Here is a 23271-nt window from a genome sequence, read left to right on the forward strand (position 1 = left end):
AAAAAACAGTTATTTGTTAGCTTATCTTTTTTTTATGTCTGAATCAGGATAACCAGGATAAAAGGATGTTCAGGATACTTAATCCTGCCTTATCCTGTTAATCCAGGGTATCCTGATTCAGACAATTATATAAAAAGTTAACAAGGTTGAATTACGGAGACTTTTTGTTTGCAAGTCTCTATAAAATACTAATGTCTCGCAAGGTAGAGGCACATAGGATTTGTCACTACGCATCATGGTCGAAATGGTGATCAGAGTCAAATTTTCAATGCCTGAGCCAGATCATCAATCAATGTTGCCACAGGCTCAATTCCTACGGAGAGTCTTACAAGGTTTTCAGCAACACCTGCTTTTTTCCTGTCTTCAGGGCTTAAAGAAGCATGGGTGTTTGTGATTGGCTGGTTGGCAAGACTTGTAACTCCCCCAAGACTTGTGGCAAGTTTGATGACTTTCAGGCGATCCATAACGGATTTTGTGCCATTAAAGTCAGAGTTTACTTCAAAACTCATCATGCCACCATAACCTTTAAGAGTCCTTTTTGCCACCTCATGATCTGGATGTGACTCAAGACCAGGATAATGTACAGAATTTATGGATGGATGAGCCTCCAGAAAAAGCGCAATCTCCATTGCATTGTTGTTCTGGCGTTCCATACGGATATCCAGTGTTTTAAGGCCACGCTGGGCAAGAAATCCTGTCATGGGATCCATTACACCGCCCAAAATTTTACGATAATCCCATATTTTCCAGAATGATTTTTCATTGCTGCATGTAAAACCGCCTGTAATATCATGGTGGCCGCCTATAAATTTTGTGGCGCTGTGTATTGTGACATCAACACCTAAATCAACAGGGTGCTGGTTAACAGGTGAAGCAAACGTGGAATCAAGCATCACCGTTGCCCCTTTTGCATGTGCAAGTTTTACAAGAGGCGCCACATCCATTACCCTGAGAAGAGGGTTTGTGGGGGATTCAAGGTAAAGAACATCTATGCCCTTTTCAATTTCAGATGTTAACTTTTCAATGTCCCAGCAGTTAACCATTACAACCTCAATTCCCATATTGGGGAGCACTTTTGTAAAAAGTTCATAGGTTCCACCATAAACTTCTCTTGTACTCAGAATACGGTCACCGCTTTTCATGTGTGAGAATACCGAAGTTGTAATGGCAGCCATTCCTGAAGAAAATGCCGCAGCATGGTCATATCCTTCAAGGGCGGCCATCTCTTTTTCAACTTCCATGATGGATGGGTTATCCCACCTTGAATATATATAGCCTGTACGATTCTGAACAACATCAATAAGATCGTCAGATGATTCAAATTTGTAAGTGGCAGTCATATTGACAGGATAAATAACAGGCTTACCTTTCATAAATCATTCCTTTTTTCTAAAATTATCAAATGTCTTTCATTTGCAGACCTACTGGCCATAATACCCGTTTAACGGGAATCCTCATCAAAAAAGCGTGGATACTTTTATTTAGATATTAAAGATGTCAGCAGTTGCAGTGTTTTTCCATTATATGCGTCAGAAGTCTCTACAGCATATTGAATTATCTTTCAAATAAATATTATGGTAAGGAAAATATATTTGCATAAATACCAACAATCTCTTATTATAACAGCTATGGTATCATGTCCGCCATGTACGTTATAAAAAACCTTCAGATATATAATAAAAGGTAAAAAAGTAATGTCCACACTTGCAACTATAATGATTGTAGAAGATGAAGTTCTTATTGCAGACGCTATTAGGGAAAGCCTTGAAAGCATGGGCTACTCTATTGTTTCTTCCGTGACTTCTGGTGAGGAGGCAGTTGTTGATGCAGAGGATAAAAAGCCTGATATAGTTCTGATGGATATAAGGTTGAGTGGAGAAATGGATGGTATTGATGCTGCTGATCATATTTATTCATCCTATGGAATACCTGTTATTTTTCTGACTGCATATGCTGAGGATGCACTGCTTCAGCGAGCAAGTTCCGTTGGATCCTTTGGTTATCTTTTAAAGCCATTTGAAGAGTATGAATTGAAAGCAGCCATTGAAATGGCGATTTACAAGGCAAGAACAGACAGGAAGATAAAAGAGCAGGAGCGCCTTTTGCGCCAGGCTACAAAGATGGAGGCAATGGGAACCCTTGCCGGAGGTATTGCACATGATTTTAATAACCTGCTCTCAATTATAACAGGTTACACAGAGCTTCTTGAAGATGATTTGCAAAGTGCAGGAATGGATACTGAAAAAACCCATGAGATCCTTAAAGCCAGTTTCCGTGCCAAAAAACTGATTAATCAGATTCTGATGTTCAGCAGAAAAAGAGAGCGCAGGTATGATATCGTTGATATTGTCCCTATTGTCAAAGAGACGATTAAGTTTATGCGTGCCTCCATCCCCAGTATGGTTTTTATGGATTACTCAATTGAACCAAATCTTGGAACAATTCTTGGTGATCCAACCCAGATACATCAGGTTTTGATAAATCTTTGCACAAATGCGGCTCAGGCCATGGAGGAAGAAGGCGGGGAGCTGTTTGTGAAAATAACAAGAAAAATATTGGAAGAGCCCCTTAACTGCTCAGGCGTCAAAATTCCTTCTGGTCGATATATCTGTATTAGTGTAAAAGATACAGGCCCTGGCATATCAAAAGAGCACATTGAAAAGATTTTTGATCCATATTTTACAACTAAGGAAGTGGGAAAAGGTTCAGGAATGGGGCTTTCTGTTGTCATGGGCATTGTAAAAAGCCATAAGGGGGGGATAATAGCAGAGAACTCTCCTGGTTCAGGTGCTATTTTTCGTGTTTATCTGCCTGAGCTTGATGATCCTGCGTTGACAGAAGAATTTCCATTTGACGGAACTGTGGAAGAATCAGGCAATGAGCATATTCTTCTTGTTGATGATGATCCTGTGGTTGAAAAGGTTGCCAGAAGTATGCTTAAAAAACTTGGATATCGTCTTACATCCTTTACTGACAGTCAGCAGACCTTCGATACTTTTCGCAAAAATCCCGAGATATTCGATCTTCTCATGACAGACTATACAATGCCCGGGCTTACCGGAATGACGCTTGCCAGAAAATGCATGGACATACGTCCAGATTTACCTGTACTTCTCTGTACGGGATATAGCTGTAATGTAAATGAAAAAAAAGCAATGGAGAATGGTATCATGGGATATATGATGAAGCCATTTTCCAGAAAAGAGCTGGCATCCAAGCTCAGGTTTATTCTTGACAGGTAATTCCCACTTGATAGATGAATTCCTGCTGAATTACAAATGTGTCAGCGGGATTAGCCGTGCAGATAATTAACTCCTCAAAATCGACACCTATAACCTCTTTAGCCTTGTCAATAGTGTCTAAATCAGGATTCCCAAGATTAACAAAAATAAGGCAGGATTATCTATCCTGAGCATCCTATCCATCCTGGTTATCCTGATTCAGACAAATGCAATAACTTCTTAAAAAGCAATAACTTCTTAAAAAGCAATAACTTCTTAAAAAGCAATAATTTCTGAAAAAGCAATAAGATGTCCATTTTGATTAACTCTGCATGAATGATGGTTCGTAAAACACCACCTAATCACCTTACCATAACTTCCACCCTTCTGTTTCTCGGTTCAGCAACTTCATCTTCGGTTTCAATAATAGGGTTGCTTTCTCCGTGTGAAGACTGTTCTATGATGGATTCTTTAACACCTCTTGAAATTAGCATTTCAACCACAAAGCCTGCTCGTTCCATGGATAACTGCCAGTTTTTCTCGGTTGTTCCAACACGATCTGTATGTCCTACAACGCTTATATCTGTTGATTGCCGGTTGTTTATGCTCTCCATAATATCAGGTATCAAAGCTTTTGATTCATCAGTAAGTTCTGTCCCTCCGCTTTGAAAGTAGAGTATAAATACAACAGGTGGCAGTGGCTGGGCTGCAAGGGCTACCCCGAATTTTTCCTGTACTTCATCAAGATTTAGTACGCCTCCTTTTTCCACTGATTTTCCAGCCTTTTCTACTCTGGCACTTTCATAGGATTTGTTAAGTATCTCTTTGTTCGCTTGGGTACTTACAGTGATTTCACCCACGCTGCCGTCAGGTTCAGGCAGAAGGACAACTGTTGTATCTATTTTAGTGGCACATCCTGTCATGATGCAGCCTGTAATGGCAATTGTAATGAATAATCCTACATTAATAATGATGCGATATAGACTTTTGCTGATATCCATTTGATTTTTCCTTTTTTAACTATCTTTTTTCAGGCACTCTTGGCAGGGTTCCATATAGCCCATTTGCTGATCCTGGGAGTATTCACCCTCAACCGCGATGGCAATGTGGGTACCCCTGATGCCTATGGTTGCAGAAGGAGTTCTGAACTCCACAGATTCGGGTTTAAGCTTTGTGATAAGACCGGAAAGATAGGTAAGTGTGCCCTGCATCATATTTGCAACAAATGAGAGTTTTTCCAGTGCTGGTTCAAAGGCGAAATTCTGGATTTCAAGGCGACTTTCAGGTCCCATTGAAAGAACGCTGTTGTCTTTGAAAATAAGCCCAGTTGAACTATCTTTTCCGGTAATGAGAATATCTTTTTCCTGTATCAAAAAGCCTTGAAATGCTGTTATCAATTCATTTCCACGCTCAATCAGGACATCTCCGCTGACATTTTTGATTGTTGCAACTCCTCCAATTGAATCAGATGCCATGAGATAGCTCCATGGAGCTATTGTCCAGAAGATTGCAGTTGTAAAAAAGATAAGCTTGAGTATTTTGGTTGTTTTTGTCATTTTGTTGCCTCCTTTATAGCTTAGTAATTGGGTTTAATTAACTTACCCAAACTCCCCCTCCCAAGTCTGTAAAATGTGGCTGGGGGCAAGGAGAATGGGTAAGTTATTAAAAATCAATTCCTTAATGAGGGATTGAATCATAATTATAATAATGAAATATTAAGAGAGACTCAGGTTTAGGAAAGAGTCTTAAACAACTTGCCCATTTCAAAACATCCGCCATTGTAGGCCGTATGCTTGAGAACTCTAATTGGACATCTTATTTAGTGCTTTTTCCTTAATTGCTTTCATGGATAAATACACCGTCCCAGTCATCCGGTGGCGGGGTTTTAATAAAAAATTCACATCGTTTTCTGTAAATATCATATAGAGGCCTGTCATATTTTTTATTGTTGAATTTAAGAAAAATGTGATGGGCAGCCTTGAAGTTTTTATTGCGGTAGAGTGTCAGTGCTTCGTGGTATTCATCAAGATGTTTTTCAGGGTTATTGAGAAACATTCCGCTATAAAGGCCAAAAATTCTAAGTGGTTTTTGTCTTCCCCTTACCCTTACAAGATCCAACTCCTGAACCTGGTGGGTAGAGGGCACATGGGGTTTCATTACTTCGCTTATAACAATTCTTACTCCGTAAAACTTGCTCAGGTTTTCAAGTCGTGATGCCACATTGACATCATCCCCTATAATTGTATAGTTAAAAAGATCCTCTGTCCCCATATTTCCAACTCTTACAACCCCTGCATGTAGCCCGATTCCAATATTTATTTCAAAACCGTATTTTCTGACAAATTCACCATTTAACTCTCCTAATGCAGAGAGCATATCAACACCGGACTGAAATGTCCACATCATGTGATTTTCAACATCCATGGGTGCATTCCAGAAGGCCATGATACCATCCCCGATAAATTTGTCCAGGGTGCCGTTGTTTCGTGTAATAACACGGGTCATGGGGGTAAAGTATTCCTGAAGAAGCTGGGTTACCTGTTCCGGAGCAAGATTCTCGGAAAGGGTTGTAAAATTTCTGATATCTGCAAAGAGGATACTTACCTCTTTATCCTCTCCCTGGAGCTTAAGGCTTTGGGGCGATGAGATCACCTTGTCAACAATGGGCTTGGAGACAAATCTGGAAAAGGCATCCTTTAAAAAAGCTTTATCCCTTTCTGTATTAACAAACTTTATTAATGTAAGTGCAAAAAATGACAAGCTTATTACCGCAAGGGAAGGAACAGGTGAGATAAATGTTTTCCAGCGGAAAAAGCAGAAATCAGCTCCGCTGAAGATCCCTCCTGCAATAAAAGATATTATTACGATTGCTGTGCCCATTTTGCAGCGTATCATGATAATGGCGGTTATAATGGCTGTTCCCAGAATCACAAGTCCCTCAATTGTCCGTCCCCAGGGAGGAATAGTTATAAAATCTCTGCTGATAAGTGTGTCAATGACAGTTGCATGAACCTCAACTCCTATATATTCCGGATCAAAGGATGTATTGTGAATATCTTTTATGGCACTGGCAGATGAACCGACAAGAACAATTTTCCCTTTAAAATTATCAGCATCATACCTGTTATCAAGAATATCGGCAGCAGAATAGTATGGATATGTTCTGTTAGGGCCTCTGAAATGAATCATTATGTTGCCAAACTCGTCAAGTGGGATTTCAATTTTTTGTGAACAGAGAAAAGGCTTCTTGGAAATGTTTGAAAAAACAAGGCTTTGGCCTTCAGGGGTTCCCTTAAATGCTAAATTGTACTGTTTATGGATAAGCTGGAGCAGGGCAAGGGAAAAAGATGGATAGAGATCGCCTTTGTGCTGGATAATCAAGGGGGTGCGGCGTAGTATCCCATCTGGATCAGACAATGTATTTATGAATCCGCAGTTTTTTGCCGATTTTGCCAGTACATCAATTGGAGCAATAAGGCCTGTTGCATTAAAAATTTTTGTCTTACTTATGTCAAGTGAAGATTCGTTTATGGTGTTTATTAAATGTTTATTGTTTTTGGTAGAATGAGGATGTGGTGTGCCATCTTCTTTTGTCTTTTGATAAGTTGGATTGGCAAAAGCAAATGATTCAGAAGATATTTTTGTGGGGTTGAAAATCTTAAAGGGAATTTTTTGTAGATAGCCGATATCCCTCGGTGATGAATACAAAGGATCAAATCTGCAATAAAATCCAAGAACAGAGATGGTTTTTTCAAGTACATCAGCCATCATTTTATCATTATCATTGAACCTTTCCGGCAGGCCAGTAAATTGAATATCAATACCTATTTCCTTTTTCAGTGCTTCCTGAAGCCTGACAGGCGATGTCCTGTCTGGTTCGCTAAAAAGAATATCAAGACCGATGGCAGCAGGTTCAGACATGGAAATGTTTTTAATAAGTGATGCAAGCCTGTATCTTGGCCAGGGCCATTGTCCATAAACTTCAAGGCTTCTTTCATCTATATCCACAATAACAGGCAGTAAACTTTGTGGGGTATTGTGATATTTTTTTAAAAAATAGTCGTAGCAGCGGTTGTTTAAAGATGAAAGCCATGATGGGTTTATAAACCATATGAAGAGGGTCACGATTGTTAAAAAAAAACCTGTATATCCAATGGCTCCTGATGAAGTTTTTGTGCTTTTTTTGAATTGATTTATCAATTAAAGTGTTCCTATAAAGTGTTCCTAAAGTTTTAATGAGTCTATAAAATAAGGAATTGATTTTTAATAACTTCTCCATTCACCTTGCCCCCGAGCCACATTTTACAGAGTAGTGAAACCGTTATTTGGGCTTTGGGCAAAATCAGTAATTTTTGGGCATCCTTCATTTGAACCCAAAAATACTTTACACTTTTTTGTGAGAGATTCCCGCCACACAGAGTTTTCTCTCCGGAAAGTGTGAACTGGGAAATGAAGCATGTCATTTTAGGGTACAATTATTTATCCTAATTAACACATACAGATGGTGGATTAAAAGAATATTTGGCTGCTTACTATCAATATTCTCAAAGTCGATACATATGATTTTGTAAGCAATGTCAACACTGTCTGAATCAGGATTCCCAAGATTAACAAAGATAAGGCAGGATTATCTATCCTGAGCATCCTATCCATCCTGGTTATCCTGGTTCAGATAACTGCAATAACTTCTGAAAAAGCAATAAGATGTCTATTTTGAGAATATTACTGTGGTTTGCCATGGGCGTTTTAAATGAAAGTCGCTCTCTTTTAAGCCTACCCGGAGTTTTATTCTTCGTTGTGGCAGATGAGTTATTCTTCGTTGTGGCAGATGCGTTTACCATGACTGTCATTAAAAACACTTGAATAATTCCCATGTTTAAATGTAATGTCTGATTTTTACAAAATTAATTTTGAGGAGATATAAAATATGGATACCTACTATGTTGATGGTGATTATGTTGATGATGAAAAGGCCATGATATCTGTAAAAGATATTATTGTATTGAGAGGTTTTGGGATTTTTGATTTTATGATCACCTATAATAAGCGACCTTTTTATCTTAATGATCATGTGAGACGCTTTGAAAACTCGGCAATGGCCATTGGTCTGAAGTTAAATTACAGTGGGCAGGAAATTTGTGAGATTGTCAAAAGAACCATTGAGAAAAATCCCCACCATGATGAATCCTCTGTAAGGATTGTCCATAGCGGGGGAGTCAGCTTAGATGGTGTTACTCCCGAGGGAAACGGTATATTAATGGTTATGGTAACTCCCAAAAAGTGTCCACCTGCATGGTGGTACCAAAAAGGGGCATCAATAATTACCGTTGAAATGGAAAGGTGTCTGCCTGTTGCCAAAAGTACAAATTATCTTTCTGCTGTTTTTGCCCAGCAGCAGGCACGTAAAGTAGGGGCTGTTGAGGCAGTTTATGTTGATCGCAGCAACAGGGTGCTTGAAGGCACAACCTCAAATATTTTCTGTTTCAAAGGCTCTACACTCATAACTCCCTCTGATGATATTCTTGATGGAATTACCCGAAAAGTTGTCCTTAATAAGATAGCAGGTAATTTTGATCTTGAGATGCGGGATATTGATTTTTCTGAACTTATGGGTATGGATGAGATATTTTTGTCATCTTCAAACAAGGAGATTCTTCCTGTTGTAAGGGTTAATGATATGACTATTGGTTCAGGGGAACCAGGCGCAGGTACAAAGAAAATCATGCAGCTTTTCAGGGACTACACCCAAGCCTGGGGAAGGGGGGAAGTTGCCTGATGGGGGCGGAAGTTTATAAAAACAGTTATGATTCTCTTGTGCCTTTGACAAAAGTTTATGTGGATCTTAATGCAATTGCCCACAATGTTTCTGCCCTTAAAGCTCTTTGTGCCCCTGGTACAGCCATGATGGCTGTGGTTAAAGCCAATGGTTATGGACATGGCTCTGTGGCTATTGCACGTACTGCACTTGAAAACGGTGCATCTTTTCTTGGGGTGGCACGTATTTCCGAGGCTGTTGTATTAAGAGAGGCATCCATTGATGCTCCCATGCTGCTTTTTGGTGATGCGCATCCCTCCCAGATCCCCTGGCTTTCAGCCCATGACGTCAGGGTCACAGTGACCTCCCTTGAAAACGCCCGCCTGATTGCACACACAGCCTCTGGAATGGGCAAAAAAATAAAGGTTCATGTAAAAGTAGATACCGGAATGGGACGGTTTGGTTTCATGTCAATTTCATCAAGGTTAGATCAAACTATTGATGAGATAATGAAAATTATGGAACTTGATGCCATTTTTGTTGAAGGTATCTATACACATTTTGCAAATGCTGATTCAAAAGAGATCACTCATGCAGGTGTGCAGATTGGTCGTTTTAATGCCATACTTGATGAGCTTGAATCTCGGGGAAAAAAGCCTGCAATATCTCATGCGGCAAACAGCGCTGCCACAATCGGGCATCCTGATTCTCATTTTAATATGGTTCGCCCGGGAATATCTATCTATGGATTGTGGCCATCCCATGATATGAAACTCAACAAAGTTTTTCTTGATCGTAAGGATACTGTTCTTAATCTTGATGCTGCTGATATGGGACGTAACGCTACTGCTCTTGACTTTGATGCTGTTGATGTGGAAGGAGGGGCTGCTGCTTTTGATCCCAAATCTTTTTATCTTGAGCCTGCCATGTCCATTGTGTCAAAAATAATTCATCTTAAGTCTGTTCCCGCTGGCTTTGAAGTAAGTTATGGTTCAACCTATGTGACATCCATACCCACAAAGATAGCAACCGTACCCATAGGATATGCAGACGGTTACAGCAGGCTGCTCTCTTCAAGGGGGCATATGCTGGTAAGGGGAAAAAGAGCTTTTGTTGCAGGACGTGTATGCATGGATTTTACAATGATAGATGTTGGCCATATTCCTGATGTTGCAAGTGGAGATGAAGTTGTAATCATGGGAAAACAGGATAAAGAGGAGATTTCAGCAGACGAGATTGCTTCCCATACAGGCACCATAAACTATGAAGTTGTGGCATCTCTGACCGGCAGGATGCCTGTCAAATATTTGAGGGGTGACTCTATGGTTGGCAATTTGTCTGAACCAGAATAACCAGGATGGATAGGATGCCCAGGATGAATACTCAAAATCGACATCTATAACATCTTGAGCCTTGTCAATACTGTCTGAATCAGGATTCCCAAGATTAACAGGATAAGGCAGGATTATCTATCCTGAACATCTTGTTTATCCTGGTTATCCTGATTCAGACAAATTCAGTAAATGGAAAAAAAGCAATAAGATGTCGATTTTGAGTGAATAGGATGCTCAGGATATAATAATCCAGCCTTCTCTTTGTTAATCTCGGGTAATCAGATTCAGACAACAGCGTAACAGCTCCCTTTGTCAAGATAGATGCGGCTGAAATTAGAACCCAGTCCAATAAATACTTTGAGTTTAATTTTCAAAATTGCTATTGTGAATCCCTGATTTGAAATTGATAATATCCCTCACCTGCAAAGATGGGAGTTTTACATGAAATTCAAAGTGTTAAATCTTATACTTTCTGTTTGTATTATATGCATTGTCTTCATTTGTTCCGGTAGTGGGTTGTGCGTTGAATATCCTGACACATTAACAGATGATGAGGTAAAGTGGCTTGAAAGTATGTCAGATAAGCCCATACATTATCTGGTACCACCAAAATTTGCACCGGTATCCTTTATCGAAGATGGAGCTGTACAAGGCATTGTAAAAGAGTACCTTGGTATCATTGAAGAGTTTCTTGGTGTTCGGTTTGAGTTGGTTGATGTCCCCTGGAAACAGGGACTTGAGCTTGCCAGGCAGGGGGAGATGGATCTTTTTCCATGCATTGCCAGGTCATCAGAAAGGGAGGAATATCTTGAATTTTTAAGTGGCTCCTATCTTTCATTTCCCCTTGTGATTGTTACAAGAAAGGATGTTGAAGGCGTAAGGGAGATTGATGATCTTGCCAACAGACGGGTCGCTGTTGACAAAAGGCTTGTTGCTTACAGTAAACTTTCAAATGAGCATTCCTATCTTAATATTGAATATGTATTTGTCGAGGGCAACGTAAATGCCATGAGGGCTGTTTATCTCAATGAGGCAGATGTTGCACTTACAAGTTCTGCTGTGGCAGGTTACACTATTGTTCAAAATGGCTGGAACAATCTTCAGATTGCCGGAGAAACAGGCTGGCCTGAGGTTGAACTTACAATGGGTGTCAGAAAAGACTGGCCACAGCTTGTCTCAATTCTTGAAAAGACAATAGCCGTCATTCCTGAATCCACACGCACATCAGTAAATAATAAATGGATTCCTGTACATTTTGAGCACAGTTTTGACAGTGTCTATGTTTTAAAGCGTATTCTTCCTTTTCTGGCAGGAATTTTAGCTGTTACTCTTGGTGTATCATTTTTTCTTTTTATTGTGATGAAGAAAAATCGTCAGCTAAGAGAGGCTGATGAAAAAATACAAAGCGCCTACAAAGAGCTTGAACATGCCTGGAAAATTGCACGGGATGCATATCGTGCAAAGAGTGAATTCCTTGACAATTCCGGTCAGGCATTTCTCTCGTTTGGCGAGGACTTTCTGGTTGATCTTGAATACAGTCGCGAGTGTGAGGTTGTTTTTGGGCAACCTGTTGGGGGCAAAGACATAAGAGAGCTTCTTTTTTCAGATAAAGAAACTTGTGCAAAAGAGACCTTTCAGAGGGCAATCACTCTGCTTCTTAATGAAACTCTTGATTTAAAACAGGATATCTACCTATCTCTTCTGAAGAAATCTTACACTGTTAAGGGGCACTTTATTAATGCTGACTATAAGCTTATCAGCGATAACAAGATAATGTTGATTTTAACGGATGTTACAAGAGAGAGGCTGCTTGAGCAGGATGTAAAAAATGAGAGATGTCGCTTGAAATTTGTTATAACTGCTGTAAGGGAAAATAAGGATTTCTTTGATATTATTGATGATTTTAATCAATTCAAATTTAAAACCCTGCCGGAGCTTGCTTCACCTTTCAAGGAGATTACTCCTGATAAGGAGAAGCCATCAGATTTAAACTCTTCTAAAAGAGAAATTCTATCTCAAATTTACAGGAGCGTACACACATTCAAGGGTGTTTTTGCACAGCAGGAATTTATAACTTTTCCCGGGTGGCTGCATGGAATGGAGAGCCGAATAGCGGAGATACTCTCAGTTGAAACACTTAACCCTGGACTGATTGAACAATTTGTCACTGATTTTGGTGCTGAAAATGCCCTTGAAAAGGATCTTGATATTATAAAGGATGTCCTTGGAGAATCCTTTATGGAGCGTAAAGGCAGTGTTCTTATTTCGCCGGAACTTGCATTGGGTATTGAGAGAATATCCCGAAAATTGCTTGAAGGCTTTGTCTATTCTGACAGCCATGGCAGAACTGCAAAAAATTCCGGTAAAAGTATTCAGGGCATATATGAGGAAGAGTCAGGAAAAAAAGAGCAGTTGATGGTCATGCTGAAGGAAATAAGGTCTCTTTCTCTGGAGTTTGCCGATATGCTGAAACAGGCAACAGAGATTCGTTATGTGGATATAAAATCTTTGCTTGAATTCCATGTGGATGGTGCAATGAGACTGTCACGGCGTCTTGGAAAACAGATTGCTCCATTTGAGGTTGAAGGGGATGAAATCAAAATTGATCCAGATGTTTTTGCTCACTTTATACGTTCCCTTGTAAATATATTCCGAAATTGTGTGGATCATGGCATTGAAACTCCTGAAGAGCGTGTTGAGCTTGGTAAGCCGGAACTTGCAAAACTTTCCTGTTCTGTCAGAAAACTGAATGGCGCGGATAATTCATTTGAACTCTCTATTTCTGATGATGGAAGGGGTATTGATATTGATGCTGTAAAGAAAAAAGCTTTTGAAAATGGTTTTATTTCATCACAGAGCCAGATTGAAGATGCTTCTGATGATGAGATTCTCAATCTTGTTTTTGAAAGCGGGTTCACTACATGCAGTAATGTGACAGCCATGTCAGGAAGGGGCATGGGGCTCAGTGCTGTAAGGGAGGAACTTGAAAAAATTGATGGAAAAGTTGAAATAAAAAGCAGAAATGGAGAGGGAACAGAATTTCTGTTTCACATCCCGTTATAACGGCCACGGCAGAGCCATCTACCACAACAATGCCTGAAAGCCTTTATATATCAGCATGCTATGAAGGTTTTTTTTAATGGATTGTTGATGTTACCAGAAAGGAGCTGAGAAATTAATGGCTATCAGCATGAACGAATTAATAAATATTATTTCAGAACGTTTAGAAGGTTTTTTTAAGGATGAACTTGATATAATTGTTGATGACAGGGAAAAGGGCATAATCCCCATGCATCGGCTGGGATTGCGATATCTTACAACTGTAATTAATATCAGTGGAAGTATTAATATTAATGTTATTTTCAGCTATGAAAAGAGATTGATAGAAAAGATTTTTGAGATTTATACAGAGGATGTGGAGATATTACCGGAAGAGCGCCTTGAGTACATAGAGGAGACAGCCGGAGATATTATCAATATTATTGTGGGAAATTCAACCGCAGATTTTGAGTCCTCGTCATCTCTTACTCTCTCTCCGCCAATCATGATTTCTGAGGCAAAAAGCATTGCCAAAAGCAAAACATCTGAGTTTTTTGTGAATCATCTGCACACCTCATATGGAACCATGACTATATTTTGCGTAGGTCCAAAAAATGTTACAGAAGGTTTTGTTTTGCCGGAGTGTGAAGATAAGAATCTGGAGGAAAATTAATGACATCTCTTAATATAATGGTAGTTGATGATTCTGCTATCACCATAAAAAAATTGACTAAAATTTTAGAAGAACTTGGACATACTGTGGTTGCTGTTGCAAGAACAGGCAGGGATGCCGCAGCTATGTATGGAAGTGTGAATCCCGATTTGGTTACAATGGATATAACAATGCCGGATATGGATGGTATTGAAGCTACCAAACTTATCAGAAAGGAGTTTCATGATGCACTGATAATAATGGTTACTTCCCATGGTCAGGAACAGATGGTCATTGATGCCATTGAGGCAGGGGCATTGGGGTATGTTATCAAACCTGTAAAAAAAGAGAAACTCCAGGAGTCTATTGACCGGATTCTGGATAAATTCTGGAAATCCTGACCTTGATACGCCAGAGTCAAAAGCGTTTTAAGCTTCTTTACCGTTAACATGACTATCATTTTTATGATTGAGGGTGACTTTTGCATTCGGCCATGAAGCTTTTGCCCCAAAAACAACAAATACGGAACTTAAAAACTAAAACAGTCAGGTATAGCCATGCAGTTGAATGAAAACAATCTCATCGAAACCATGTTTGATGTCATGCCTTTTTCTGTGTATGTGGTGGATGTCAATACCATGGAGATCATTCATATGAATAGGGCAATGATTGGTCGCAGAGGAGGTAATTTTACAGGCCGTATATGCTACGAAGCTCTTTATGAAGCAGAGTCCCCATGTATTTTCTGCAAAATGAACGAGATTCTCGGGCAAAACCGCAAACCCAACGGCGTAAGCGTGACCCATGACCATTTTGATGATATGGATGATTGCTGGTATCAGATTCAGGACAAGGCTATTACCTGGCCTGACGGAAGGGTTGTTAAATGTTCTATTGCCGTTGACATTTCTGAACTAAAAGATATGCAGAATCACCTTGCTGAAGCCCATGCACAGCTTGCCCTTAAAAACAGGGAACTTGAGGATGCCACTCGCCATAAAAGTGAATTTCTGGCAAATATAAGCCATGAAATAAGAACTCCCCTAAATGCAATCATTGGCTTAAGCGATCTTGCAATAAAAACCGAGTTAACTCTAAAACAGCGGGATTATATTAAAAAGATCAACAGGTCATCCACTTCTCTTCTGCGTATTCTTAACGATATTCTTGATTTTTCAAAAATTGAGGCCGGACGTATAGATCTTGAGCATCTGCCGTTTGATCTGCCACAGATGCTTGATGAAGTTTCCGGAATGTTTTATCACGCAGCATCAAAAAAATTCATAGAACTTCTTTTATCACTTGATAGCAAGGTACCCTGGTTTGTTATTGGTGATCCCTTCAGATTGGGGCAGATTCTTTCCAATCTTATAAGTAATGCAGTTAAATTTACAGATTCTGGTCAGATTCTCATCAAAGTCAATCTTATTGATAAAAGAGATGATGAAGTCACAATAAGATTTGCTGTTTCAGATACTGGTATCGGTATTCCGGAAGATGTTATCCCTTTACTTTTTAAATCATTTACCCAGGCAGATGCTTCAACAACAAGAAGATATGGAGGTACAGGACTTGGATTGACCATCTGCAAGAAGATGGTGGAGCTTATGAATGGTACCATCTGGGTTGAAAGTGTCAGGGGAGAAGGTGCAACATTTACATTTGAAGTAAAGTTGAAGCTTCAGGAGCGGGAGTTAAAACGCAAATCTTTCAGAAGCTCACAAATTGATGGCATAAATGTCCTGCTGGCTGATGATAACCCTGTCTCACTGGGGGTAATGGTAAAGATTCTGGAAAGTTTTGGTTGCAGCATAACACCGGTTGATTCCGGAGAAAGTGCACTTGAACTATTGCGTAACTTTCCGGATGATAAACCTTTTTTTGATCTTTTGATCACTGACTGGCATATGAAACAGATTAACGGTATTGAGCTTGCTGCAATTCTGAAAAAGGATTTGCGTTTGGCTAAGCTTCCAATTATTCTTATTTCAGCCTTTGATAAGGATGGGCTTCTGATGGGTCTGTCTGGCAATGCAGGCATTGATGCGTTTATTGCCAAACCTGTAAATCACAGTATTCTTTTTGAAACAATTATGGATGTTATCCGAAATGTTGATAAATCAGGAAATATTACCAGGGTGGCAAAAACAGAAATTACATCTGACGAAATAACAGTAAAAGAGAATCTTCAAAACAGACATATTCTTGTTGTTGATGATAACTCCATCAACCTTCAGATTGCAAGGGAACTTCTGGAACGTGTGGGGGTGGTTGTTGATACTGAACAAAATGCAGCTAATGCTGTTGCAAGGGCATTGAGCTGCCCTTATGATATTATACTGATGGACGTGAACATGCCTGACTTGGATGGTCATGAAGCAACAAAAAAGATGCGTAGCCATTTTGTAAAAAGTCCTATTATAGCGATGACAGCTCATTCCACATCCCAGGAGCGTAGCAAGGCTGTTAATTCCGGAATGGATGATTTTATCAGTAAGCCCATTGATTCCAATGTGTTATATCATGTTCTGTTGAAATGGATCTCTCCTGAAAACACATTGGGTAAGAGCTATCCTGACATTGAATCTGGGCAATTGGGTAAGAGCCATCATGATATTGAATCTGGGCAATTGGGTAAGAGCCATCATGATATTGAATCTGATCAATTAAATGAACCAGAGATTTTAATTGAATCTGAACCATCAAATGAGCCGGAACACTTAATAGAATCTGAGCCATCAAATGGGTCAGAACATTTAATTGAATCAGATCCTTTGAGTGGACCCGATCCTTTATTGGAATACTTTAAATCACATGGTACCTGTGATTCTTCGGCAGTTGCAAGATCTGTTTCGTCGGAATTTGATGAAATCATTGACGACGATAATGTGGAGATAAGTGATGTAGCTTCTGATGCCATCGCAGATGATTCTGTCTCTGGGGCAAACTCAGTTGACTCCTCTTCTGGTTCCAAAGCAATTGGCTCCTCTTCTGGTTCCAAAGCAGTTGGCTCTTCATCTGGTTCCAAGGCACTTGACTCTTCATCTGCTACTAAGGCAGTTGATTTCTCTTCATCTGGTTTCAGGGAAAATGGCTCTTATTCCGATTTTACAAAAACTGAATCTCCTTTAACTTCTAAAATATTCAAAAAAGTTTCGGATGATGTTAAAGTTCTTGACACGGCTTCAGGTATCAACCGGTTGGCAGGCAATAAAGCGCTATATCGGGAGCTTTTGGCTCAATATCTTAATGAGAATGTCTCAAAGCTTACGGAACTGAAACATACAATGGAGTCAGGCGGTTTTGAACATGCTTCAAAAATTGCTCATTATATTAAGGGTGTCAGTGGCAATATTTCACTGGACAGGGTTTTTTATTACTCGGGCATTCTTGAAACAGCTCTTCTTTGTTACAGTTCAGGTGAAAAGATCTGCAAGGGAGAAGGTGAATATCTGTGCGGGTTATGGGAACTTTATCTCTCCTTGGAGTCAGAAACCTGTACAGGTGTTCAGGTCATTGAAAAATGGCTTGAAAATGAAAGTAGTGATGCTGTGAAAGAAGATGTAAAAAAGTCCTTTGATCTTGAAACAGAATTGAGGAATCTCCTTTTTATGTTAAAGGAGAATAATTCCAAGGCATTGGATCAGGTTAAAGTTGTGATGTCATCAGATATTTTTGGTGAAATGGAGCACGCCCGTCAGATTGAAATGAATATTAACTCTCTTGATTTTGAGGCAGCAATAGATCTTGTCCGGCGTGTTGCATCAGACCTCTCAATTGTTTTATAACTACCATGGTAGATTAATTTATCACAATTGAAAAGGTGAAAATTATTTTAAAAACAGCCACTTACTGAGATTTTTCAATAAACACCCGTTCCCTGGCGGGCACAACGAAGCATGAAAGTCCTTAATACTCAAAGTCGAAATCTATGGTCTTGTAAGCCTTGTCAACACTGTCTGAATCAGGATTCCCAAGATTAACAAGATAAGGCAGGATTATATATCCTGAGCATCCTATCAATCCTGGTTATCCTGGTTCAGACAACTGCAATAACTTCTGAAAAATCAATAAGATGTCGATTTTGAGTTAATAGCCTTATAAAATGAGGACTTTATTATAAAAAAAATGAGAATAGTATGGATCAAGATAGTCGCTATAAAGTATTGATTGTGGATGATGCACTGGATAACATAAAAATCCTGATTGACCTTCTACATCATGATTATACCACTTTTTTTGCAAAAAGCGGCAAAAAGGCCATTGAACTGGCACGTTCAATAAGGCCGGATATTATTCTTCTGGATATTGTCATGCCAGAGATGGATGGTTATGAGGTTTGTGAGAGATTGAAAAGTGAAAAATCCCTTTCCGATATTCCGGTTATATTTATTTCTGCAAAAAATCAGGTTGGGGATGAGACAAGGGGACTTGATCTTGGAGCAGTGGATTATATTACAAAACCTGTTAGTCCTCCCATATTAAAGGCAAGAATAAGAAACCATCTTAAGTTGAGCAATGCCATGAAGGAGCTTAAGCTTCTGTACAGCATGGCACTTGATGCAAGCCCCCTTACCGGCCTTCCTGGCAACAACAGCATTGCAAAGCGTATTGAGTCTGCCCTTGCAAAGAATGAGAAAATATGTGTGGTCTATACCGATCTTGATAATTTCAAGGCATATAATGACAAGTATGGATTTGCAAAGGGAGATGAGGTGATTCTCTTTAACAGCTATATTCTACAGAGTGGATTAAAATCCAATGGTCTTGATGACTGTTTTATAGGGCATATCGGCGGAGACGATTTTGTAATTACACTGCCTGTTGACAAAGTAAATGATGTTATGGATACCATTATATGTAGTTTTGATGAGGGAATTACAAATTTCTATAACTCCGAAGATCTTGCAAATAAGGCCATTGTCTCATGCAACAGATGTGGAGAGAAACAGCAATTTCCACTGATAACCATAAGCATGGCAGGTGTGGATATAACAGCACCGAAATATGAAAAGTATATACAGGTAAATGATGCTTGTTCCGAAGGTAAAAAGAGAGCAAAGGCAATTGAAGGCAGTGTATTTGTGATGGAACGCCGTAAAGGTAATGGAGTGTAGCAAAAGCAATAGAATGTCGCAAAGGCAATGGAGTGCCGCAAAGGTAGTCCGGACTATGAGCCAATAATATTTAAACAGGCTTAAAACCCTTGCTCTAATTGATTTTTTTTGCATTCAACTTTTCAGAGTTTTCCCGATTTTGGTGAACTCCTCGATATTCTTAAAAAATAGACGAATAAGCTCTGGATCAAAATGAGTTCCTGACTCGGCATTGAGGATATCTGCTGTTTTTTCCATGGAAAATGCAGGTTTGTAGCTTCTGGGGGTTGTCAGGGCGTCATAGACATCTGCCACAGCCACAATTCTTGCTTCAATTGGTATGTTTTCACCTTTAAGCCCCATGAGGTATCCATTTCCGTCCCATCTTTCATGGTGATAAAGAGCAATATTTTTTGCAACCTTGTCAAAACCATCACCACTGAGCATCTTTCCCCCTATGGCAACATGCTGCTTCATTAATTCAAACTCTTCAGTAGTATATCTTCCTGGTTTTTTAAGGATGTTATCAGGAATACCCACTTTGCCAACATCATGCAGTGGAGAGTAAAGTTTTATTTTTCCTGCCATTTCGCTGTCAAGCCCTGCTTTTTCTGCAAGAAGTGCAGAGTAGAGGGCAACTCTGCGGATATGAAGTCCTGTATCATTGTCATTATAAAGGTTTGCATTTTCAAGTGCGCTGACCATGCAGAGGGTCATGTGTTCAATTTTTCGGGTTTTCTCATCCACAAGAATCTGAAGATGTGCTTTCCTGTCCTCAAGAAGGCGATTTTGCTCCTTGAGCTTTTCTGTGATCACCTTTAATGACAGATGGACATTAATCCTTGCCAGAAGTTCATGCTGATTAAAAGGTTTTGTAATAAAATCAACTCCTCCGGAGCTAAAAGCCCTTATTTTATCTCCGGCGGAGTTCATGGCTGTGATAAAGAGTATCGGGATGTCCACTGCTTCCGGAACATTTTTGATCTTTTCGGCAGTCTCATAGCCGTTCATCAAAGGCATCATTATATCAAGAAGTATAATGGATGGCATATCAATTGTTGTGTCTGAAATTATCTCAATTGCCTCTTGTCCGCTTTTTGCAAGGATTATGTGACAATGTAATGTGGATTGTATCAATGTTGCAAGTAGTTTTCTATTCTCTTCAATGTCATCCACTATCAGGATTGATAGATTTTCAGGAAGATTTGTATTGTTAATAAATGCTGGAATGTCAGATTTATTAATCTCATCTGTATTGAGGTTCTGCTCATATTTATCAGATTGTGTATCTGGATCTTCAAAGGTAGTCTCTCTAAATGCATCAGGAATTAGCTTATGTATTGTTGACTCCAAAGCCTCCTTTGTAAAAGGTTTTGCAATGTATGCATCGCATCCGGCCTGGTGGTATTTGTCCTTGTGCCCCTTTATTGCATCGGCAGTAAGCGCGATGACAGGTATTGTTCGCAACCTGGTATCCTTTCTTATTGCTTCGATAGTCTCAAGGCCATTCATAACCGGCATATGCATGTCAAGAAGGACTATATCGTACTTATTGCTTTTCATCTTCTCTAATGCAATTTTGCCGTTTTCAGCAGAGTCACTTGCGATATTCATGCTTTTAAGGCGGGTTTTTGCAAGTACAATATTGACAGGGTTATCCTCCACAACAAGGCATTTAATTGGCTTGGAGTTGCGGCAGATTAAAGATTTAGAAAAAGAGTCTCCTTTGGTAGCAAATTCTCCGTTTTGAGCATCATCAGGAATGGTGTCTGTTATTGCCATGGGCAGTTTTACCATAAAAACAGAGCCTTTGTTCAGGGTGCTTTCAACCTGGATATCACCCCCCATAAGACGAACAAGAGATAGCGATATGGAAAGCCCAAGCCCTGTTCCTCCATAGTTTCTTTCAGTGGAGTTATCAGCCTGTTCAAATGCTTTAAATATGCTTTGAATACGATCTTTTGGGATGCCTGAGCCTGTATCATGTACCTCAATTAAAAATTCTGGTTCACTGTAATGACATTTTATTGTAATGCCACCCTCTTTTGTGAATTTGATTGCATTGGCGGTGAGGTTTACAAGAATCTGTCTTACCCTCAGCTCATCTCCTACTGCATATTCAGGAGTGCCTTCTTCAATTATTACATCAATGGTAAGGCTTTTTTCACGTGCAGATACAAGAAACATGGATGAGAGGTGGTTCAGAAGGTTTTTCATGGAGAAAGGAGCATTTCTGATTTCAATTTTGCCGGCTTCAATTTTGGAGAAATCAAGGATTTCATTGATAAGATTCATGAGTACATGGGCAGACTGGGATATCATTCTCAGATGCTCTTTTTGTACGGGGCGGGTTTCACCTGAAAGCAGTATATCAGAAAAGCCGATTATTGCGTTCATCGGGGTTCTTATCTCATGGCTCATGTTTGCAAGAAATTCAGATTTTGCCCTGTTGGCTGATTCGGCTGCATTTTTACCCTCAAGAATGGCCATTTCCGCTTTTTTGAGGGCAGAAAGATCCATAAAAGCCTCCAGCAGAACCTTTTCACCCTTTAATTTAATGGGAATAACACTTTTAAGTATATGGGCAATGGAGCCATCTTTTTTAAGTGCGTTGCGCTCTTTTAACACTATCTTATTTTTGTGATGGTCATATATTGGGCAGTCGTTGAGATCAAGGGTGCAGAAGTTGTTATGACAAATTTTATTTTTAAGAAGGGTTGTCCCTTCATCTTTTTCGTATCCAAGTATCTTTTCAGCCTCGGTATTTAGCTGTATGATGCGTTTTTCCGAAGAGATAAGTACAACACCCACAGGCAGATTGGTAAATATCTCCTGAAATATGGCATTTGACTCTTCATAGGATTTTAGAAGGTTGATTTTTTCTGTCATATCCTCTTTTATGGCAACATATCCTGTTATTTCGCTATTTGAATCTGTTACAGGTATTATGGTGGCACTTTCCCAGAAAAGCTCTCCGTTTTTCTTGCGGTTTTGAACTTCATTGTGCCAGACCTCTTTTGAGATCAGGGTATTCCACATATTTTCATAAAATGCGGCATCGTGGTATCCAGAGTTTAAAATTGAGCTTTTCTTACCCATTACTTCACTGTGGGAATAGCCGGTTATGGTTTCAAATGCAGGATTGACATACTCAATATTGTTATCCCTGTCTGTAATCACAACGCTTAAAGGGCTCTGTTTAATTGCAGAGAGAAGTTTTCTGTTCTCCTCTTCAGCCGCAGTGACAGATTTAAGGATGCGGGTTATTCTGATAAAGATCAGCAAAAACATTATTGTGATCATAACCTGGAATGCCAGATAGAAATATTTGCGGATTGTGTCAAATTGATTGAGCAGTGACTTTCTGCTGGCAAGTAGTTTTTCCAGTTCAGATGTGGTGTCAAAAAAGATCTTGTTGCTGTTTTCCCTGCATCTTAAAAGCAGTGTGTCTGATTCAAGAAGATATTGCTGGAGGGTATTTTCAAAGGATTTTGTTCGTGCCTGGCTCCATTCATTATTCTCATGGGCTTTCTCCATAATGTAACGGGTTGCACGAATGGTTGAAAGAAGGCTTTGCAGTTCATCTATTTTGGGGAGAATGGAAATTATCTCAATAATGGAATCATATTCCATGTTGTAAGAGTTTTTCAGATAAGCAATGCCATCCTCTTTAAATTGCTTTATATCTTCAGTATTGATATCCTCATTAATGGGAGTGTTTTTTATATATCTTATCTCTTCTGATATCTCATCTTCAGTATTAAGGTTTACAATAATCTTGTGGGTGAAACTTCCTCCCTTGTTGAGAATGGGAAGCAGTTTTTTCAAGGACTCCATCTCATCATTTGCCTGTCGGAACAGAAGTTCCCTTGCATGCCTGTTAGGAGAAGCAATAGTTTTCTGGAAATATAGCTCAAGGAGAATTATTTTTTCCTTGATAAGTATCCCGATCTCCCTTTTTGCCCGCTGATTGGCAACAATGGTGTTTTGCTGCCTGATTCTCTTGATGAGAATATGTTCAACAATAATTTGGGTTGTTGAGTAGGTGATCAGGATTATCATGAAAAAAGCAAGAAAACGGATTATCAGTTCGGAAAAAAAATGTCTGCTTCGGTTTCTCTTTTTTGATGGTCTATATTCCATAAAAGGATGTGTGCCTTAAAAATGTGTAGAG

General features: G+C 39.4%; 13 protein-coding genes. 8 read left to right on the forward strand and 5 right to left on the reverse strand.

Translation table 11 applies throughout. The annotated features are described in order from the left end of the window. Positions 1 to 257: 257 nt before the first annotated feature. A complete protein-coding gene (locus MTBBW1_RS15480; RefSeq protein WP_080804672.1) occupies positions 258 to 1373 on the reverse strand; it encodes a trans-sulfuration enzyme family protein in 1116 nt (371 codons plus the stop codon). Positions 1374 to 1694: 321 nt separating this feature from the next. Here MTBBW1_RS15480 and MTBBW1_RS15485 point away from each other — a divergent pair, with 321 nt between their 5' ends. Then, on the forward strand, positions 1695 to 3242 hold the full coding sequence (locus MTBBW1_RS15485; RefSeq protein WP_080804673.1) for a hybrid sensor histidine kinase/response regulator: 1548 nt from the start codon (positions 1695 to 1697) through the stop codon (positions 3240 to 3242). 341 nt (positions 3243 to 3583) lie between these two features. Here MTBBW1_RS15485 and MTBBW1_RS15490 read toward each other — a convergent pair whose 3' ends face one another. The 3 genes from MTBBW1_RS15490 to MTBBW1_RS15500 form a co-directional block, all read right to left on the reverse strand. Beyond that, entirely contained in the window at positions 3584 to 4222 is a 639-nt protein-coding gene (locus MTBBW1_RS15490) for an OmpA family protein (protein ID WP_080804674.1), read from the reverse strand. 15 nt (positions 4223 to 4237) lie between these two features. Next, the gene (locus MTBBW1_RS15495; protein WP_080804675.1) at positions 4238 to 4777 is read right to left on the reverse strand and encodes a FecR family protein; all 540 of its coding nucleotides are present in this window, start codon (positions 4775 to 4777) and stop codon (positions 4238 to 4240) included. Positions 4778 to 5054: 277 nt separating this feature from the next. Further along, positions 5055 to 7421: a CHASE2 domain-containing protein gene (locus tag MTBBW1_RS15500; protein ID WP_080804676.1), complete on the reverse strand. Its 2367-nt coding sequence runs from the start codon at positions 7419 to 7421 to the stop codon at positions 5055 to 5057. 727 nt (positions 7422 to 8148) lie between these two features. Between MTBBW1_RS15500 and MTBBW1_RS15510 the strand changes: the two genes are divergently transcribed. The 7 genes from MTBBW1_RS15510 to MTBBW1_RS15540 all read left to right on the forward strand — a co-directional run bounded on the left by MTBBW1_RS15510 (position 8149) and on the right by MTBBW1_RS15540 (position 19118). After that, complete coding sequence (locus MTBBW1_RS15510; RefSeq protein WP_080804678.1) at positions 8149 to 8997, forward strand: aminotransferase class IV; 849 nt, start codon at positions 8149 to 8151, stop codon at positions 8995 to 8997. Then, positions 8997 to 10328, forward strand: coding sequence for an alanine racemase (gene alr / locus MTBBW1_RS29630; RefSeq protein ID WP_080804679.1), 1332 nt, complete (start codon positions 8997 to 8999; stop codon positions 10326 to 10328). Before MTBBW1_RS15510 ends, alr begins: the two co-directional genes overlap by 1 nt. 423 nt (positions 10329 to 10751) lie before the next feature. Further along, entirely contained in the window at positions 10752 to 13373 is a 2622-nt protein-coding gene (locus MTBBW1_RS15520) for a transporter substrate-binding domain-containing protein (RefSeq protein WP_080804680.1), read from the forward strand. 115 nt (positions 13374 to 13488) lie between these two features. Further along, the gene (locus MTBBW1_RS15525; protein WP_080804681.1) at positions 13489 to 14022 is read left to right on the forward strand and encodes a chemotaxis protein CheX; all 534 of its coding nucleotides are present in this window, start codon (positions 13489 to 13491) and stop codon (positions 14020 to 14022) included. Continuing rightward, a complete protein-coding gene (locus tag MTBBW1_RS15530) occupies positions 14022 to 14402 on the forward strand; it encodes a response regulator (protein WP_080804682.1) in 381 nt (126 codons plus the stop codon). The genes MTBBW1_RS15525 and MTBBW1_RS15530 overlap by 1 nt, the downstream gene beginning before the upstream one ends. Positions 14403 to 14558: 156 nt before the next feature. Beyond that, positions 14559 to 17789, forward strand: coding sequence for a response regulator (locus tag MTBBW1_RS15535; RefSeq protein WP_080804683.1), 3231 nt, complete (start codon positions 14559 to 14561; stop codon positions 17787 to 17789). Between the two features lie 351 nt (positions 17790 to 18140). Continuing rightward, positions 18141 to 19118: a response regulator gene (locus MTBBW1_RS15540; protein WP_080804684.1), complete on the forward strand. Its 978-nt coding sequence runs from the start codon at positions 18141 to 18143 to the stop codon at positions 19116 to 19118. Between the two features lie 114 nt (positions 19119 to 19232). Here the strand turns inward: MTBBW1_RS15540 and MTBBW1_RS15545 are convergent, their stop codons facing one another. After that, entirely contained in the window at positions 19233 to 23240 is a 4008-nt protein-coding gene (locus tag MTBBW1_RS15545; RefSeq protein ID WP_080804685.1) for a response regulator, read from the reverse strand. Positions 23241 to 23271: the final 31 nt, after the last annotated feature.

This window comes from Desulfamplus magnetovallimortis (assembly GCF_900170035.1).
In the GTDB taxonomy this organism is placed as follows: Bacteria; Desulfobacterota; Desulfobacteria; order Desulfobacterales; family Desulfobacteraceae; genus Desulfamplus; species Desulfamplus magnetovallimortis.